The organism is Streptomyces sp. NPDC003720 (genome assembly GCF_042875075.1).
GTDB lineage: Bacteria > Actinomycetota > Actinomycetes > Streptomycetales > Streptomycetaceae > Streptomyces.
Genome location: NZ_JBIANZ010000014.1, coordinates 60,534 through 77,557, shown reverse-complemented (window position 1 = coordinate 77,557; position 17,024 = coordinate 60,534). Strand labels below are relative to the sequence as shown.

Annotated in this window: 17 protein-coding genes; 13 read left to right on the top strand and 4 right to left on the bottom strand. The window is 72.3% G+C overall.

Features of this window, described 5'->3' with window-relative positions:
- Positions 1–179 precede the first annotated feature (179 nt).
- Both ACFYU0_RS32140 and ACFYU0_RS32135 read right to left on the bottom strand, forming a co-directional pair.
- Entirely contained in the window at positions 180–1,499 is a 1,320-nt protein-coding gene (locus ACFYU0_RS32140; protein WP_389305757.1) for a D-arabinono-1,4-lactone oxidase, read from the bottom strand.
- Positions 1,459–2,697: an MFS transporter gene (locus ACFYU0_RS32135; RefSeq protein ID WP_351666526.1), complete on the bottom strand. Its 1,239-nt coding sequence runs from the start codon at positions 2,695–2,697 to the stop codon at positions 1,459–1,461. Before ACFYU0_RS32135 ends, ACFYU0_RS32140 begins: the two co-directional genes overlap by 41 nt.
- A gap of 193 nt (positions 2,698–2,890) precedes the next feature.
- Here ACFYU0_RS32135 and ACFYU0_RS32130 point away from each other — a divergent pair, with 193 nt between their 5' ends.
- A complete protein-coding gene (locus ACFYU0_RS32130; RefSeq protein ID WP_389305755.1) occupies positions 2,891–4,018 on the top strand; it encodes a ferrochelatase in 1,128 nt (375 codons plus the stop codon).
- Between the two features lie 8 nt (positions 4,019–4,026).
- A complete protein-coding gene (locus ACFYU0_RS32125) occupies positions 4,027–4,842 on the top strand; it encodes an inositol monophosphatase family protein (protein WP_389305753.1) in 816 nt (271 codons plus the stop codon).
- Positions 4,843–4,936: 94 nt separating this feature from the next.
- On the opposite strand, the gene ACFYU0_RS32120 is transcribed toward ACFYU0_RS32125, so the two are convergent.
- On the bottom strand, positions 4,937–5,113 hold the full coding sequence (locus ACFYU0_RS32120) for a hypothetical protein (RefSeq protein ID WP_351666531.1): 177 nt from the start codon (positions 5,111–5,113) through the stop codon (positions 4,937–4,939).
- 434 nt (positions 5,114–5,547) lie between these two features.
- Here ACFYU0_RS32120 and ACFYU0_RS32115 point away from each other — a divergent pair, with 434 nt between their 5' ends.
- From ACFYU0_RS32115 to ACFYU0_RS32100, 4 genes are all read left to right on the top strand, one after another.
- The gene (locus ACFYU0_RS32115) at positions 5,548–6,201 is read left to right on the top strand and encodes a response regulator transcription factor (RefSeq protein WP_010353034.1); all 654 of its coding nucleotides are present in this window, start codon (positions 5,548–5,550) and stop codon (positions 6,199–6,201) included.
- 6 nt (positions 6,202–6,207) lie between these two features.
- Positions 6,208–7,452, top strand: a complete 1,245-nt coding sequence (locus tag ACFYU0_RS32110) for a sensor histidine kinase (RefSeq protein ID WP_389305751.1) — start codon at positions 6,208–6,210, stop codon at positions 7,450–7,452.
- Positions 7,453–7,845: 393 nt separating this feature from the next.
- Positions 7,846–8,142: a DUF4193 domain-containing protein gene (locus ACFYU0_RS32105; protein ID WP_005481602.1), complete on the top strand. Its 297-nt coding sequence runs from the start codon at positions 7,846–7,848 to the stop codon at positions 8,140–8,142.
- A 13-nt stretch (positions 8,143–8,155) separates the two neighbouring features.
- Complete coding sequence (locus ACFYU0_RS32100) at positions 8,156–9,073, top strand: hypothetical protein (protein WP_389305749.1); 918 nt, start codon at positions 8,156–8,158, stop codon at positions 9,071–9,073.
- 13 nt (positions 9,074–9,086) lie between these two features.
- Here ACFYU0_RS32100 and ACFYU0_RS32095 read toward each other — a convergent pair whose 3' ends face one another.
- A complete protein-coding gene (locus ACFYU0_RS32095; RefSeq protein WP_351666537.1) occupies positions 9,087–9,551 on the bottom strand; it encodes a DUF3093 domain-containing protein in 465 nt (154 codons plus the stop codon).
- Between the two features lie 57 nt (positions 9,552–9,608).
- On the opposite strand from ACFYU0_RS32095, the gene ACFYU0_RS32090 reads away from it, so the two are divergent.
- From ACFYU0_RS32090 to ACFYU0_RS32060, 7 genes are all read left to right on the top strand, one after another.
- Positions 9,609–10,193, top strand: a complete 585-nt coding sequence (locus tag ACFYU0_RS32090; protein WP_389305747.1) for a PaaI family thioesterase — start codon at positions 9,609–9,611, stop codon at positions 10,191–10,193.
- Entirely contained in the window at positions 10,190–10,741 is a 552-nt protein-coding gene (gene dut, locus ACFYU0_RS32085) for a dUTP diphosphatase (RefSeq protein ID WP_351666540.1), read from the top strand. The genes ACFYU0_RS32090 and dut overlap by 4 nt, the downstream gene beginning before the upstream one ends.
- A 1-nt stretch (position 10,742) precedes the next feature.
- A complete protein-coding gene (locus ACFYU0_RS32080; RefSeq protein ID WP_199212324.1) occupies positions 10,743–11,504 on the top strand; it encodes a DUF3710 domain-containing protein in 762 nt (253 codons plus the stop codon).
- A 134-nt stretch (positions 11,505–11,638) separates the two neighbouring features.
- Positions 11,639–12,823: an alginate lyase family protein gene (locus ACFYU0_RS32075; protein WP_389305744.1), complete on the top strand. Its 1,185-nt coding sequence runs from the start codon at positions 11,639–11,641 to the stop codon at positions 12,821–12,823.
- A 79-nt stretch (positions 12,824–12,902) separates the two neighbouring features.
- On the top strand, positions 12,903–13,595 hold the full coding sequence (locus tag ACFYU0_RS32070) for an ABC transporter ATP-binding protein (RefSeq protein WP_351666545.1): 693 nt from the start codon (positions 12,903–12,905) through the stop codon (positions 13,593–13,595).
- Positions 13,596–13,728: 133 nt separating this feature from the next.
- Positions 13,729–16,278 carry an ATP-binding protein gene (locus tag ACFYU0_RS32065; RefSeq protein WP_389305741.1) on the top strand — a complete coding sequence of 850 codons (2,550 nt, stop codon included), beginning with the start codon at positions 13,729–13,731 and terminating at the stop codon, positions 16,276–16,278.
- Entirely contained in the window at positions 16,275–16,964 is a 690-nt protein-coding gene (locus ACFYU0_RS32060; RefSeq protein ID WP_351666549.1) for a response regulator, read from the top strand. Before ACFYU0_RS32065 ends, ACFYU0_RS32060 begins: the two co-directional genes overlap by 4 nt.
- The last annotated feature ends 60 nt before the right edge of the window (positions 16,965–17,024 follow it).

Below are 17,024 nucleotides of genomic sequence, written 5' to 3'. Positions count from 1 at the left end.
CGGACAGCCTGGTGGGAGACCGGACCCAGGGCTCGCAACAGTACTCCATTTGGACCATGTGCGTGGATGGGCGCGCCGCCCAACTTCTCGCAAGGGGTGCTACTTGGCCGTTCGTCACCGGGTTGTGGCGATCTTGGAGGTGGCGAACCTCACGTAATCCCCGGAAACGGAACTAATCGCTACGCCCCCAGAACCCTCCGCAAGTAGTCGTTCTGGAACAGGCGTTCCGGGTCGAGCCGGTCGCGCAGCGCCGTGAACTCGGCGAAGCGCGGGTACACCCCGGAGAGGTACGCCGCGTCCCGCGTGTGCAGCTTCCCCCAGTGCGGCCGGCCCTCGTGCGCGGTGAAGATGCGCTCGGCGGCGGTGAAGTAGGCGTGGTACGGCGTGCCGCGGAACATGTGCACCGCGATGTACGCGGTGTCCCGGCCGGAGGCGGTGGACAGGGTGATGTCGTCGGCCGGGGCGGTGCGCACCTCGACCGGGAAGCTGACGCGCAGTCCGGAGCGGTCCACCATGGCCTTCAGCTCGCGCAGCGCGTCCACCAGGGCCGCGCGCGGGACGGCGTACTCCATCTCCAGGAAGCGCACCCGGCGCGGCGAGGTGAACACCTCGTACGGGATGTCCGTGTACGTCCGCGCGGACAGCGCCCTGCTGGAGATCCGCGCGATCGCCGGGACGGACGCCGGCGCCGCGCGCCCGACCCACTGGGCCACCTGGAAGACGCCGTTGGAGAGGAACTCGTCCTCGAACCAGCCGGACAGCCGCCCCACCGGCTGCTCCGGGCCCGCACTGCGGTTGTTGCGCTTGGTGTTGGTGTTCCCGGTGTGCGGAAACCAGTAGAACTCGAAGTGCTCGTTCTCCGCCCACAGTTGATCGAACTCGGCGGTCACCCGGTCGAAGGGCATCGGCTCCTCGCGCGCGGTGAGCAGGAACAGCGGCTCCACGGCGAAGGTGATCGCCGTGACGACGCCCAGGGCGCCCAGGCCTATGCGGGCGGCCGCGAAGACCTCCGGGTTCTCCTCCTGCGAGCAGGTGAGCACCGAGCCGTCGGCCGTCACCAGCTCAAGGCCCCTGATCTGGGCGGCGATCGAGCCCGACTCGCGGCCGGTGCCGTGGGTGCCGGTGCTGGTCGCGCCGGAGACCGTCTGCTCCATGATGTCGCCCATGTTGGTGAGCGACAGCCCCTCGCGCGCCAGCGCCGCGTTGAGCCTCTTGAGCGGCGTGCCCGCCTCCACCGTGACGGTCATGGCCTCCCGGTCGACGCCGCGTATGCCGGTCAGCAGCTGCGGACGGATCAGCACACCGTCCGTGGCGGCTATGGACGTGAAGGAGTGCCCGGTGCCGACCGCCTTCACCTTCAGGCCGTCCTCGGCCGCCCGGCGCACCTCCGCGGCCAGCTCCTCCACCGAGGCCGGCGCGACCTCGCGCGCGGGGCGGGCGGAGACGTTGCCGCCCCAGTTACGCCAGGTGCTGTTCCTCGCGCTCGACGTGGTGCTCAACGATGCCTCCCCGACCCGCGGCCGGCCTGCGGAGCCGGCGGTACCCGAGGAAACCGACCGTGACCGCGACGGCTCCGGACACGGCCGGAACCCCGTACCCGGCGCGCGCCCCGGCTGCGTCGATCACCCAGCCGGCGACGGAGGAGCCGAGCGCGACTCCGACCGCGAGGCCGGTGCTCACCCAGGTCATGCCCTCGGTGAGCTGCGCGCGAGGTACGTGCTCTTCGATGAGGGACATCGTCGTGATCATCGTCGGCGCGATGGCCAGCCCCGCAACGAACAGCGCCACGGCCAGAAGCGGCAGGTTTCCGACCAGTAGGAGGGGGATCATACTCACGGCCATGGCCGACACGCCCAGGAGCCAGCGGCGTTCCGGCGCCCCGGCGAACCGCATCAGACCGAAGACCACCCCGGCCGTGCAGGATCCGGCGGCGTACAGCGCGAGGACCACGCTCGCGGCGGCCTTGTGACCGCGCTCCTCGGCGAAGGCCACGGTGACCACGTCGACCGCCCCGAAGATCGTGCCGGTGGCCGCGAAGGTGGCCACCAGCACCTGGAGTCCCGGCGAGCGCAGCGGGCTGCCGCCCCCCTTGCGCTCCCGCGGGTGCGGCCGCGGCTCGGTGGCGTGCTGGGACGTCAGCCAGAAGACGCCGGCGGCCAGGAAGCACGCGGCCAGCAGGGGGCCCGCCTCCGGGAACCAGGCCGTGGACAGTCCGATGGAGATGATCGGCCCGAAGATGAAGCAGACCTCGTCCACCACCGACTCGAAGGAGTAGGCGGTGTGCAGCTTCGGCGTCCCCCGGTACAGCGCCGCCCAGCGGGCCCGGATCATCGCGCCCAGGCTCGGCACCGAGCCGATCCCGGCCGCGCAGACGAACAGCGTCCAGTCCGGTCCGCCGAGGGACGCGGTCAGCAGCAGCCCGGCGGCCGCCGTGAGCGCGACCAGGGTCGCCGGGCGCAGCACCCGGCGCTGCCCGTGCCGGTCCACCATCCGGGATATCCGCGGTCCGACGGCGGCGGCGGACAGCGCGATGGTGGCGGACAGCGCGCCGGCCAGGCCGTAGCGGCCGGTGAGCTGCGAGATCATCGTGACCACGCCGATGCCCATCATGGACAGCGGCATCCGGCCGACGAACCCCGCGGCGGAGAAGGCCTTCGTGCCGGGCTCGGCGAACAGGGCGCGGTAGGGGCTGGGCACGTGGACTCCGGGGCGGCTCGTAAGGCGCGAATGCGATTGGTACAGCTTACGAGTTAGGTCGCCCTAAGTGCACCCCCGAAACCGCTCGGGGACGCCACGGGGAGCAGCCGGATAATCATCGCGAAACCATCACGAACACGACTCTTCACCCCGCTGTTCCTCCGCCGTCGGTGCCGGGTGGCAGGATCGAGTCATGCCAGACGCGCTCGATCCCACCCCGTACGACGCCCTGCTCCTGCTCTCCTTCGGCGGCCCCGAAGGACCCGACGACGTGGTCCCGTTCCTGGAGAACGTCACGCGCGGGCGCGGCATCCCCAAGGAACGCCTGAAGGAGGTCGGGCAGCACTACTTCCTGTTCGGCGGGGTGAGCCCCATCAACGACCAGAACCGCGCCCTGCTGAAGGCGCTGCGCGAGGACTTCGCCGAGCACGGCCTCGACCTGCCGGTCTACTGGGGCAACCGCAACTGGGCGCCGTACCTGACCGACACCCTGCGCGAGATGGCCGCCGACGGCCGGCGCCGCGTCCTGGTGCTCGCCACCAGCGCCTACGCCTCCTACTCGGGCTGCCGCCAGTACCGCGAGAACCTGGCCGACGCCCTGGCCGCCCTCCAGGAGGAGGGCGTGCGGCCGCCGAAGGTCGACAAGCTGCGGCACTACTTCAACCACCCGGGCTTCGTCGAGCCCATGGTCGACGGAGTGCTGCGCTCCCTCGCGGACCTCCCCGACGACGTGCGCGACGGCGCCCACATCGCCTTCACCACGCACTCCATCCCCACCTCCGCCGCCGACACCTCCGGCCCGGCCGAGGCCCACGGAGAGGGCGGGGCCTACGTCGAGCAGCACCTGGACGTGGCCCAGCTGATCGCCGACGCCGTCCGCGAGCGCACCGGCGTCGACCACCCCTGGCGGCTCGTCTACCAGTCCCGCTCCGGCGCCCCGCACATCCCGTGGCTGGAGCCGGACATCTGCGACCACCTCGAGGAGCGGCACGCCGCCGGCGTCCCGGCCGTCGTCATGGCGCCCATCGGCTTCGTCTCCGACCACATGGAGGTCATGTACGACCTCGACACCGAGGCCACGGCCAGGGCCGGGGAGCTGGGCCTGCCGGTGCGCCGCTCGGCCACCGTGGGCGCCGACCCGCGGTTCGCGGCGGCCGTCCGCGAGCTGGTCCTGGAGCGGTCCGCGGCGGAGCGCGGGCAGCAGGTCACGCGGTGCGCCCTGGGCGCGCTCGGCCCCAGCCACGACCTGTGCCCCGTCGGCTGCTGCCCGGCCCGCGCCCCGAAGCCGGCCGCCGCCGGCGCCGACAGCCCCTTCGCATGAGGAGCCCCGTGACCGACGCCCTCCACCGGGAACTGCTCGAACTGGCCCAGGAGGCCGCCCGCCGGGCCGGTGAGCTGCTGCGCGACGGCCGGCCGGCCGATCTGGCCGTGGCCAGGACCAAGTCGAGCCCGATCGACGTCGTCACCGAGATGGACATCGCCGCCGAGAAGCTGATCACCGACCTGATCTCCGGCCGGCGGCCCGAGGACGGCTTCCTCGGCGAGGAGGGCGCCTCCGTCGAGGGCACCAGCGGCATCCGCTGGGTGATCGACCCGCTCGACGGCACGGTCAACTACCTCTACGGCCTGCCGACCTGGGCCGTGTCCGTCGCGGCCGAGCAGGACGGCGAGACCGTCGTCGGCGTGGTCGCGGCGCCGATGCGCGGCGAGACGTACCACGCGGTACGCGGCGGCGGGGCCTGGGCCACGGGCGCGTGGGAGGGCGAACAGGCGCTGGCCTGCCGCCCGGCGCCCCCGCTGGACCAGGCGCTGGTCTCCACCGGCTTCAACTACGTCGCCCACGTCCGCACCCACCAGGCCGAGGTGGCCGCCCGGCTCATCCCGCTGCTCCGGGACATCCGGCGCGGCGGCTCGGCCGCGGTCGACCTGTGCGACCTGGCCTGCGGCCGGCTCGACGGCTACTACGAGCGCGGGCTGCACGCCTGGGACGTGGCGGCGGGGGACCTGATCGCCCGGGAGGCGGGCGCGCTGACCGGTGGACGCCCCGGAGAGCGCCCCACGGGCGATCTGACGGTCGCGGGCACCCAGGGCCTCTTCGAGCCCCTCCAGCGGCTGCTGGAGGACTTCGGCGCCTGGCACGACTAGTCCGCCTCCGGGCGGGCAGGCGAGGCACAGGGTGCTGGACGAACGGGACCCCCGGCGCTGGATTCGCCGGGGGTCCCGTTCCTGCACTGCGGGCCTAACAGACGCGTGACGCGGCGACCTCCACACCGTGGTCGGCGGCGAGGCGGCGCAGGTCGTCGAGCTCAGCCTGCTCCACCTCGACAAGGAAGTCGTCGCCCTCGTCACGAGCCCGCGACAGGTCGGACTCGGTCGCCTTTATGCGCTGCAGAAGTCCTGCGGTGAATGCGTCCATGCTGCGCCCCCTCGTCCTGGGTCGTGGGTCGGGTGGCACGGGGGTGTGCCGTTCGGAGGAAAACGATCACGTCTGCCGCGGGTGCCCAGCGCAGCCCGGCCGGGCGGCGACGGTGCCGGACACCCACGCCAACTCTGCGGATGCGGAGACGGATCGCTGTGTACCGCATGGTGCTGCGGCACATGCAGAGCGTGATCGCGGGGTGTACATGCCGTCCTCCCCCCGCTCTCCGCGCGGGAAACCTCAACCGCCGGAGAAAATCTCGCCCGGCCGCCCCGCGACCCCGGTCCCTGCGGTCCCGGATCCCGCCGGGACCCCGTCTTACAGCCGACTTACGGCCGAAAAGGGCAGGATGGAGGTCACATCCCACGGACACCCCTGCCCGCGCGCGCCTCACCGCGCGCTACGCGGGTGGACACAGGAAGGACAGCGACGTGCGCGTACTCGTCGTCGAGGACGAGCAACTGCTCGCCGATGCGGTGGCCACCGGACTGCGCCGGGAGGCCATGGCCGTCGACGTCGTGTACGACGGTGCGGCCGCCCTGGAGCGCATCGGCGTCAACGACTACGACGTGGTCGTCCTCGACCGCGACCTCCCGCTCGTGCACGGCGACGACGTGTGCCGCAAGATCGTGGAGCTGGGCATGCCCACGCGCGTGCTCATGCTCACCGCCTCCGGCGACGTCAGCGACCGGGTCGAGGGCCTGGAGATCGGCGCCGACGACTACCTCCCCAAGCCGTTCGCGTTCAGCGAGCTGATCGCGCGCGTGCGGGCCCTCGGGCGCCGTACCAGCGTGCCGCTGCCGCCGGTCCTGGAGCGGGCCGGCATCAAGCTCGACCCCAACCGCCGCGAGGTCTTCCGCGACGGCAGGGAGGTCCAGCTCGCGCCCAAGGAGTTCGCGGTCCTGGAGGTCCTGATGCGCAGCGAGGGCGCGGTGGTCTCGGCCGAGCAGCTCCTGGAGAAGGCCTGGGACGAGAACACCGACCCGTTCACCAACGTCGTGCGCGTGACCGTCATGACGCTGCGCCGCAAGCTCGGCGAGCCGCCGGTGATCGTCACCGTCCCCGGCTCCGGCTACCGGATCTGATCCGCCGTGGCCACGACACCCGCGCCCCCGCAGGCGCCCCCGAAGCCCACCTGGGACCCCCGCAGGCCGCAGCCCCCCTTCCCGTGGCTGCGCCCGACCATCCGGATACGCCTCACCCTGCTGTACGGCGGCATGTTCCTGATCGCCGGCATCCTGCTGCTGTCGATCATCTACCTGCTGGCCGCGCAGGCCATCACCAACGGCAACGCCCCGCTGTTCAAGATCGTCAGCTTCCAGGAGCTGAAGGTCTCCAGCGACAACTGCCCCGCGATCACCAACCAGGTCCCGCTCGCCGACTTCAACGACGCGATCAGCCGGTGCGCCGACCACCAGCGCCAGGCGGCCCTGGACAACCTCCTCAGCCGCTCGCTGCTGGCCCTGCTGGGCCTGGCCGTGATCGCCTTCGCGTTCGGCTACGCGATGGCGGGCCGCGTGCTGTCCCCGCTCGGCCGGATCACCCGCACCGCGCGCCAGGTGGCCGGCTCGGACCTGTCCCGGCGGATCGAGCTGGACGGCCCGGACGACGAGCTGAAGGAGCTGGCGGACACCTTCGACGAGATGCTGGAGCGCCTGGAGCGGGCCTTCACCGCCCAGCAGCGCTTCGTCGGCAACGCCTCCCACGAGCTGCGCACCCCGCTCGCGATCAACCGCACGCTCCTCGAGGTGCACCTCTCCGACCCGAACGCGCCGGTGGAGCTGCAGCAGCTCGGCAAGACGCTGCTGGCCACCAACGAGCGCAGCGAGCAGCTCGTGGAGGGCCTGCTGCTGCTCGCCCGCAGCGACAACCAGATCGTCGAGCGCAAGCCGGTCGACCTGGCCGAGGTGGCCGGCCAGGCCGTCGACCAGGTGCACGCCGAGGCCGAGGCCAAGGGCGTCGCACTGCGCGGCGAGCGCAAGCCCGCGGTGGTGCAGGGCAACGGCGTCCTGCTGGAGCGGATCGCGCTGAACCTCCTCCAGAACGCGGTGCGCTACAACGTGGCCGAGAACGGCTGGGTCGAGGTGACCACCGAGGTGCAGCACGGGCAGGCTGTGCTGACCGTCTCGAACACCGGCCCGGTGGTGCCGGCGTACGAGATCGACAACCTCTTCGAGCCGTTCAGACGGCTGCGCACGGAGCGTACGGGCAGCGACAAGGGCGTGGGTCTCGGCCTGTCCATCGTCAGATCCGTGGCCCGGGCGCACGGCGGCCACATCGTGGCGACGCCGCGCGAGGGGGGAGGCCTGGTGATGCGGGTCACGCTGCCGGTGTGACCAGGATCCGACACACGCGGGGCCTGTTCGCTTCACGCGGAATTTCCAGGGCCCCGTCAGCGGTTGATCCTGTGTGATCGATCACATGGACGGATTTCCGGCCATGTACTCCGCGTGATCATGACACGGGGCGGAAAGCCGGGAAAATCCCAGTTTTCAGGGCTCTAGATCACGGGAAGTACACGGTGAGGCGCCTTTGAGGCGCGGCATTCGAACCGTGTACGGTCCTCACCGCCATCCAAGCCGATCACTCACGAGCGGCCGGCTTGGATGTCGATTGAGTAACAGACCTTGATGTGAGGCAAAATCTCCGCCTCAGGTCGGGCACAAGTCCGGCCTCTCACGCGTTACGTGCGCTGAAGACACCGCAGACACCCAGAGGGGGAGAGCGACATGGCAACCGATTACGACACTCCACGCAAGACCGACGACGACGTCGACTCGGACAGCCTTGAAGAGCTGAAGGCCCGCCGGAACGACAAGTCCACCTCCGCGGTGGACGTCGACGAGTTCGAGGCCGCCGAAGGCCTGGAACTGCCGGGCGCCGACCTCTCGAACGAGGAACTGGCCGTCCGCGTGCTGCCCAAGCAGCAGGACGAGTTCACCTGCATGAGCTGCTTCCTGGTGCACCACCGCAGCCAGCTGGCCCGCGAGAAGAACGGCCAGCCGATCTGCCGCGACTGCGACTGAGGACGGGTCGGCCGTGACTGGCTCGACCCCTCCGCGGAAGCGCCGCTTCTCCCTGCGGGGAGCGGACAAGGGGCCGCACGGCGGCCCGCACGGTGCGCGTGACGACGAGCGGGGCTCAGCCTCGGCGGGAGCCTCGCTCGAACCGGCGTCCGGCCGGGACGACCACCCGACGGCGCCGGAGCCGCAGCCCCTCGCCAGGCGACGGGCCGCGGTGGTCCGTGACAAGGCCCGGCACCTGGCCCAGGAAGGGGCCCGCAGGGGCGGCAGCCGAGCCCGCGCGGGGCTGGCGTACGCCGCGGACCGGATCCTCGAGATCGCCCCGCGTGTGCCCGTACGCGACCTCGCGACCCTGCGCCGCCAGTTCCCCGGCCTCGGCCCCGAGGAACTCGCCGACAAGCTGGTGGCGGGCGCGGCGGCCGGCACCTCCACGGTAGGCGCCGGTATCGGGGCGGCGGCGATGCTCCCGGTGCCACCGGCCATGCCGACCGAACTGGCGACCGAGATCACCGGGGTCGCCGCGATCGAGCTCAAGCTCATCGCCGAACTGCACGAGGTCTACGGCGTACGTCCGCCGGGAAACCTCCGGGCCCGCAGCACCGCCTACCTGTCCTCCTGGACGGGGGAGCGCGGCATCAAGGTGACCCAGCCGGCCACCATCGACGCGGCCCTCGGCGGCCGGATGAAGCGCGAACTGCGCCAGCAGATCATGAAGCGCACGCTCCGGGACCTGCCGAACCTGATGCCGTTCATGGTGGGCGCCGCGGTGGGCGCGGTCATGAACCGCCGGGACACCAGAAGACTCGCCGCACGGATCCGCGCGGACCTGCGCAAGGTCCAGGTGCCGTGGGACGAGCTGTCCGAGCTGCCGCCGCTAGACGAACCCGAGCACCCCATCCGGCTCGGCGAGCTGCCGGGGAAGCCCGGGGACTGACGGGCCCGGGGCGCTACGCCGCCGTCCCCCGGGCCGCCTCGATCGCGGCCGCCAGCCGCTCCGGCTCCCGCGTCGACAGGTACAGGTACGGCGTCGGGTCCTGCGGGTCCGTGACCTCCACCCGCAGCGCCGTGGGGATGTAGGCGCGCAGCAGCAGGAAGGCGCGGGTGTCGGCCTTGTACGTGCGCCAGGCGCGGGCCTCCTCGCGGTCGAGGACCTCCGAGTCGCCGAGCGCCGACACCGGTACCCGGGCCTCGCCGGCGATCAGCGAGTCGCCCACCACCCGGATCCGCGGGGAGCCGTACGCGCTGGCCATCACGGCCGCGACGGCCGTGCCCCCGACCAGGCCGCCGAGCAGCGGCACGGTCCCGAACGGCAGCAGGATCAGGGCGAACGAGACGCCCACGAGGAAGCTGATCAGCCACCACGAGCGGGGGGCGGTGAGGCGTTCTTCGTAAGGGGTGGCGGAGAGCTGCATGAAGCCAGCTTGGCACGGTGTCGGAACAACGCCGACGCGCGGGTAAGGTCTGCGCCTGTGAGTGGTAGTTCCGCGGCTCTTCAGCCCCCCGCCGACGCGGCGAAACCCGTACGGCACCCCGACGCCCCCGCGCCCGGCGAGCTCCTCGGCGCCCATTACGAACACTGCTTCGGGTGCGGCGGCGGGCAGCCGCACGGGCTGCACCTGGAGGCGCGCGCCGGTGAGGGCGTCTCGCTGACCGCCGAGTTCACCGTGCAGCCCGCCCATCAGGGCGCCCCGGGGCTCGCGCACGGCGGTCTGCTGGCCACCGCCCTCGACGAGACGCTCGGCTCGCTGAACTGGCTGCTGCGCACCATCGCGGTCACCGGACGGCTGGAGACCGACTTCGTGCGGCCGGTTCCGGTGGGCACCACGCTGCATCTGCAGGCCGAGGTGGTCGCCGTGGCGGGGCGGAAGATCTACTGCACCGCCACCGGGCGCATCGGCGGCCCCGAGGGGCCCGTCGCCGTCCGTGCCGACGCCCTGTTCATCGAGGTCAAGGTGGACCACTTCATCGACCACGGCCGCACGGAGGAGATCCGCGCCGCCATGGACGACCCGGACCAGGTCCGGCGGGCCCGCGCCTTCGAGGTGAACCCGTGAGCCGCCCCCCGCTGGACGTGCGGGTGCGCCGTGTCGACCCCGACGTACCGCTTCCCGCGTACGAGCACCCGGGCGACGCCGGGGCCGACCTGCGCACCACCGAGGCTCGCGAGCTGGCGCCCGGTGAGCGGGCGGTGCTGCCCACGGGTGTGTCGATCGCCCTGCCCGAGGGGTACGCGGCCTTCGTGCACCCGCGTTCCGGTCTCGCCGCCCGCTGCGGTGTCGCCCTGGTGAATGCCCCGGGGACGGTCGATGCCGGGTACCGTGGGGAGATCAAGGTGATCGTGGTGAATCTCGACCCGCGCGAGACGGTGCGGTTCGAGCGCTTCGACCGGATTGCCCAACTGGTCGTCCAGCAGGTCGAGAGGGTCCGCTTCCAGGAGGTGGCGGAACTTCCCGGCTCGGCGCGGGCCGAGGGGGGCTTCGGGTCCACCGGTGGCCATGCCGCGGTGGGCGACGAGAGCGGCACAAGCGGTCAGGCCGCCGTGCGTGGCCTGGCGGGTGGGAATCGATACGCTTCGGTCGTATCCGACCGGGAAGGACAGTGACGTGTTCGGACGTCGCAAGAAGAAGGGTGCCGCCGAGGACGCGGCCGGCGAGGCCGAGCAGGTCGTCGACAGCGTCGACACCGAGGCGGACGAGGAAGAGGCCGAGCGCGAGCGCGTCCGGCTGGAGCCCGAGCCCCGGCCCGACGGGCCGTGGGACAGCAGCGAGGTGCGCGACCCGGCCGAGGGGCGCGTCGACCTCGGCGGTCTGTTCGTGCCGGGCGTCGACGGCATGGAGCTGCGGGTGGAGGTCGCCGGTGACGCGATCGTCGCGGCGACCGTGGTGCTGCGCGACAGCGCCGTCCAGCTCCAGGCCTTCGCCGCGCCCAAGCGCGAGGGCATCTGGGGCGAGGTCCGCGAGGAGATCGCGGGCGGCATCACCCAGCAGGGCGGCATCGTCGACGAGGTCGAGGGCCCGCTCGGCTGGGAGCTGCGCGCCCAGGTGCCGGTCCAGCTGCCGGACGGCACCGGCGGCTTCCAGGTGGTCCGCTTCATCGGCGTGGACGGCCCGCGCTGGTTCCTGCGCGGTGTGATCTCCGGCCAGGGCGCGGTGCAGCCGCAGGCGGCCGGTCTGCTGGAGCAGATCTTCCGGGACACGGTCGTGGTCCGCGGCGAGGGCCCGATGGCGCCCCGCGACCCGATCGTCCTGAAGCTGCCCAACGACGCCCAGATGGTTCCCGAGGGCGTCCAGCAGGAGGAGGGCTCGCGCTTCTCCGGCGGCATGGGCCAGCTCCAGCGCGGACCCGAGATCACCGAGGTCCGGTAACAACAGGACGAAAAAGGGCCGTACCCCTCGGGGTGCGGCCCTTTCGCATGCGTGACCCCTTGACGGCCCAATGGTCTGTACCTACGGTCTCCCGGGCCAACGCCTGTTCATGAAGGCGCTCAACGTTCACGTCAATGAACGGAGTCACCGTGCGTCGTACCCCACTGCTCGCCGTCGTGGCCTCCCTGCTGACCGGTGTCCTGGCGGCGCCCGCAGCGCACTCCGCCCCCGCCGCCTTCGCCCACCCCGGAGTCACCGTCTCCCGGAGCCAGCTCGACTTCGCCCGCGCCCAGGTGCAGGCCGGCGCCCAACCCTGGAAGGGCGCGTACGACCGGATGCTGGCGAGCAAGTACGCCGACCTGAACCGCGTCCCCAAGCCGCGCGCCACCGTCGAGTGCGGCTCCTACTCCAACCCCAATAACGGCTGCACCGACGAGCGCGAGGACGCGATCGCCGCCTACACCGACGCCCTCGCCTGGTACGTCACCCGGGACGCGCGCTACGCCCGTAAGTCCATCGAGATCATGGACGCCTGGTCGGCCACCCTCACCGGCCACACCAACAGCAACGCGCCCCTGCAGACCGGCTGGGCGGGCTCCTCCTGGCCCAAGGCCGCCGAGATCATCAAGTACACGTACACCGGCGGCTGGGCCGGCCAGGACCGCTTCGCCGCCATGCTCCGCGACGTGTACCTGCCCGTGGTGATCAAGGGGTCCAACTCCAACGGCAACTGGGAGCTGTCGATGACGGAGGCCGCCGTCGGCATCTCCGTCTTCCTCGAGGACCGGGCGTCGTACGACACCGCGATGGCCCGGTTCCGCACCCGCGCGGCCGCCTACGTCTACCTCGCCTCCGACGGCGACCTGCCGAAGACCGTGCCCAGCCAGAACCTGAACACCCGCGACAAGATCGTCTCCTACTGGCAGGGCCAGTCCACCTTCGTCACCGGGCTCACCCAGGAGACCTGCCGGGACCTCACCCACACCGGGTACGGCATCTCCGCGATCTCCCACATCGCCGAGACCAGCCGGATCCAGGGGCAGGACCTCTACGGCACCGACGTCGGCGAGCGGCTGCGGCAGGCGCTCGGCTTCCAGGCCAGGTACCAGCTCGGCGCGGCCGTCCCCGACTGGCTGTGCGGCGGCTCCCTCAAGCTCGGCCTCGGCCCCGTCACGGAGGTCGGCTACAACGCCCTGCACAACCGGCGCGGCGTCGCCATGACCAACACCCAGGCCCTGACCCTGGCCAACCGCCCGGCCGGCACCGACAACCTCTTCGTCGCCTGGGAGACCCTCACCCACGGCGACAACCCGAACTGAAACCGTTGAACGGCCGGGCGCCCCGCGGTGATACTGGCGCCCGGCCCATGTGGGCACGGGGGAGCGACGGGGAGGCCGCATGAGCCGGGTGATCACCGAGACCATGGTGCGCGTCGAGGACGTGCACAAGTCCTACGGGCGCGGGGCCGCCGCCGTGCACGCCCTGCGCGGGGTCTCCCTGGAGGTCCCGCGCGGCGAGCTCGTCGCCCTCAAGGGCCGCTCGGGCTCCGGGAAGACCACCTTGCTGAACATCGTCGGCGGACTCGACACCCCCGACCGGGGCCGGGTCGAGGTCGACGGGCGGGACCTGGCCGGGCTCGGCGAGAAAGGCTTGCTGGAGCTGCGGCGGGACCGGATTGGCTTCGTCTTCCAGTCCTTCGGGCTCATCCCGATCCTGACCGCCGCCGAGAACGTCGGCGTACCGCTGCGGCTGCGCCGGGCCGAGCCGCGCGAGCGCGAGGAACGCGTCGAGCTGCTGCTCTCCCTCGTCGGACTCGCCGACCACGCGGCCCAGCGGCCCGGTGAGCTCTCCGGCGGCCAGCAGCAGCGGGTCGCCATCGCCCGCGCCCTCGCCAACCGCCCCGCCCTGCTCATCGCGGACGAGCCGACCGGCCAGCTCGACGCCGAGACCGGGCACGCCGTCATGGAACTGCTGCGGGCCGTCGTCCGCACCGAGCGGGCCACCGCCCTGGTCGCCACGCACGACGCGAACCTGCTGGACCTCGCCGACCGGGTGCTGGAACTGCGCGACGGGGAGATCACCGAGCACTGAGCCCCGGCCCCGGGCCGGCCCGTCAGGGTTGCGTCAAAGACCCCCCTCGACCCGCCTCTTGTCCCGTTCGTCCGAGTCGCGGGACGTAGGGTCGACGCTGCGTAGGCGGCAGACGGCGGAAGACAATGGGGCCATGGCACGCGGCAAGCTTCGGATCCACCTCGGCGCGGCACCGGGCGTGGGCAAGACCTACGCCATGCTGTCCGAGGCGCACCGCCGCGTCGAGCGGGGCACCGACTGCGTGGTGGCCTTCGTCGAGCACCACGACCGGCCGCGCACCGAGGTGATGCTGCACGGCCTGGAGCAGGTGCCGCGCGCGCGGCTGGAGCACCGGGGCGGCGCCTTCGAGGAGATGGACGTCGACGCGGTGCTGCGCCGCGCCCCCGCCGTCGCCCTCGTGGACGAACTCGCCCACACCAACGTCCCCGGCTCCCGCAACGCCAAGCGCTGGCAGGACGTCGAGGAGCTGCTCGCCGCCGGCATCGACGTCGTCACGACCGTCAACATCCAGCACCTGGAGTCCCTCGGCGACGTCGTGGAGTCGATCACGGGCGTGCGCCAGCGCGAGACGGTCCCGGACGAGATCGTGCGCCGGGCCGACCAGATCGAGCTGGTCGACATGTCCCCGCAGGCCCTGCGCCGGCGCATGGCGCACGGCAACATCTACCAGCCGGACAAGGTCGACGCGGCCCTGTCCAACTACTTCCGGCCCGGCAACCTGACCGCCCTGCGCGAGCTGGCCCTGCTGTGGGTGGCCGACCGGGTCGACGAGCACCTGAACGAGTACCGCAGCGAGCACCGCGTCTCCCGGATCTGGGGCTCCCGGGAGCGGATCGTGGTCGGGCTGACCGGCGGCCCCGAGGGGCGCACCCTCATCCGGCGGGCGGCACGGCTCGCCGAAAAAGGCGCCGGCGGCGAGGTGATGGCCGTCTACATCGCCCGCAGCGACGGCCTGACCGCGGCCTCCCCGAAGGAACTGGCCGTGCAGCGCACCCTGGTGGAAGACCTCGGCGGCACCTTCCACCACGTCGTCGGCGACGACATACCCGCCGCCCTCCTGGACTTCGCGCGCGGCGTCAACGCCACCCAGATCGTGCTCGGCTCCTCGCGCCGCAAGACCTGGCAGTACGTCTTCGGGCCCGGCGTCGGCGCCACCGTCGCCCGTGAGTCGGGCCCCGACCTCGACGTGCACATCGTCACCCACGAGGAGGTCGCCAAGGGCCGCGGACTGCCTGTCGCCCGGGGCGCCCGGCTCGGCCGGGCCCGCATCCTCTGGGGCTGGCTGGTCGGCCTGGGCGGCCCCGCCGTCCTCGCGCTGCTGCTCAGCACCGTCGACCTCGGCCTCGCCAACGACATGCTGCTGTTCCTGGCCGTCACCGTCGCGGCGGCCCTGCTCGGCGGCCTGCTGCCGGCCCTCGCCTCGGCGGCCCTCGGCTCCCTGCTGCTGAACTACTTCTACACCCCGCCCCTGCACCGCCTGACCATCGCCGACCCCAAGAACATCGTCGCCATCGCGATCTTCTTCGGGGTCGGCATGTCGGTCGCCTCCGTGGTCGACCTCGCCGCCCGGCGCACCCACCAGGCCGCCCGGCTGCGCGCCGAGTCGGAGATCCTCTCCTTCCTCGCGGGCAACGTGCTGCGCGGCGAGACCGGCCTGGAAGAACTGCTCGAACGGGTCCGGGAGACCTTCGCCATGGAGTCGGCCGCCCTGCTGGAGCGGGCCGGCGACGTCGAGCCGTGGACCTGCGCGGGCCGCGCAGGCCCCGGGCCGCAGTTGCGGCGCCCCGAGGACGCCGACGTCGACATGCCCGTCGGCGACCACATGGCCCTCGCGCTCACCGGCCGGGTGCTGCCCGCCGAGGACCGCCGGGTGCTCGCCGCCTTCGCCGCCCAGGCCGCAGTCGTACTGGACCGCAGCCGGCTCCAGGAGGAGGCCGACCGGGCCCGGGCGCTCGCCGAGGGCAACCGCATCCGCACCGCCCTGCTCGCCGCCGTCAGCCACGACCTGCGCACCCCGTTGGCCGGGATCAAGGCCGCCGTCTCCTCCCTGCGCTCCGAGGACGTCGACTGGTCCGAGGAGGACCGGGCGGAACTGCTCCAGGGCATCGAGGAGGGCGCCGACCGGCTCGACCACCTCGTGGGCAACCTGCTCGACATGTCCCGGCTGCAGACCGGCACCGTGGCCCCGCTCATCCGCGAGATCGACGTGGACGAGGTGGTCCCGATGGCCCTGGGCGGCGTGCCCGAGGACAGCGTGGAGCTCGACGTCCCCGAGACCCTGCCCATGGTCGCCGTCGACCCCGGGCTGCTGGAGCGCTCGGTGGCCAACCTGGTCGAGAACGCCGTCAAGTACAGTCCCCACGGCCGGCGCGTCCTGGTGTCCGCCAGCGCCATCGCGGACCGGGTCGAGGTGCGGGTGGTGGACCGCGGGCCCGGGGTGCCGGACGATGCCAAGGACCGCATATTCGAGCCCTTCCAGCGGTACGGGGACGCCCCGCGCGGCGCCGGGGTCGGCCTCGGCCTGGCGGTCGCCCGCGGCTTCGCCGAGGCGATGGGGGGCACCCTGAACGCCGAGGACACGCCGGGCGGCGGGCTCACCATGGTGCTGAGCCTCCGCGCGGCCCCCGAACCCCCCCTCCACCGCCAGGAGGACATCGCGGAACCCGAAAGGCAGGCCCTATGACGACCCGGGTGCTCGTGGTCGACGACGAGCCGCAGATCGTGCGCGCACTCGTGATCAACCTCAAGGCACGGCAGTACGAGGTCGACGCGGCCCACGACGGCAGGACCGCCCTGGAGCTCGCCGCCTCCCGCCACCCCGACGTGGTCGTGCTGGACCTGGGCCTGCCCGACATGGACGGCGTCGAGGTCATCCGGGGGCTGCGCGGCTGGACCCGGGTGCCGATCCTGGTGCTGTCCGCCCGGCACTCCTCCGACGAGAAGGTCCAGGCGCTGGACGCGGGCGCCGACGACTACGTCACCAAGCCCTTCGGCATGGACGAACTCCTGGCCCGGCTGCGCGCCGCGGTGCGCCGGGCCGAGCCGGCCGGACCCGGCGAGGACGACGTCACCACCGTGGAGACCGCGGGCTTCACCGTCGACCTGAGCGCGAAGAAGGTGAACCGGTCCGGCAAGGACGTCCGGCTCACCCCGACCGAGTGGCACCTGCTGGAGGTCCTGGTCCGCAACACCGGCCGCCTGGTCAGCCAGAAGCAGCTGCTGCAGGAGGTGTGGGGGCCCTCGTACGGCACGGAGTCCAACTATCTCCGGGTGTACATGGCGCAGCTCCGGCGCAAACTGGAGACGGACCCCTCGCACCCCGAGCACTTCATCACGGAGCCCGGGATGGGGTACCGGTTCGAGAAGTGACCGGCTGGGGGTCCGGGGGTCGGCCCCCGGGAAATGCGGCATCACGGAGCCCGGGATGGG

What these genes read in the sequence shown, in the direction of transcription:
- ACFYU0_RS32130 (WP_389305755.1), top strand. Translation starts at nt 2,891, where the DNA reads ATGCCAGACGCGCTCGATCCCACCCCGTACGACGCCCTGCTCCTGCTC.
- ACFYU0_RS32120 (WP_351666531.1), bottom strand. Translation starts at nt 5,113, where the DNA reads ATGGACGCATTCACCGCAGGACTTCTGCAGCGCATAAAGGCGACCGAG.
- ACFYU0_RS32105 (WP_005481602.1), top strand. Translation starts at nt 7,846, where the DNA reads ATGGCAACCGATTACGACACTCCACGCAAGACCGACGACGACGTCGAC.
- ACFYU0_RS32095 (WP_351666537.1), bottom strand. Translation starts at nt 9,551, where the DNA reads ATGCAGCTCTCCGCCACCCCTTACGAAGAACGCCTCACCGCCCCCCGC.
- ACFYU0_RS32075 (WP_389305744.1), top strand. Translation starts at nt 11,639, where the DNA reads ATGAACGGAGTCACCGTGCGTCGTACCCCACTGCTCGCCGTCGTGGCC.
- ACFYU0_RS32070 (WP_351666545.1), top strand. Translation starts at nt 12,903, where the DNA reads ATGAGCCGGGTGATCACCGAGACCATGGTGCGCGTCGAGGACGTGCAC.
- ACFYU0_RS32065 (WP_389305741.1), top strand. Translation starts at nt 13,729, where the DNA reads ATGGCACGCGGCAAGCTTCGGATCCACCTCGGCGCGGCACCGGGCGTG.
- ACFYU0_RS32060 (WP_351666549.1), top strand. Translation starts at nt 16,275, where the DNA reads ATGACGACCCGGGTGCTCGTGGTCGACGACGAGCCGCAGATCGTGCGC.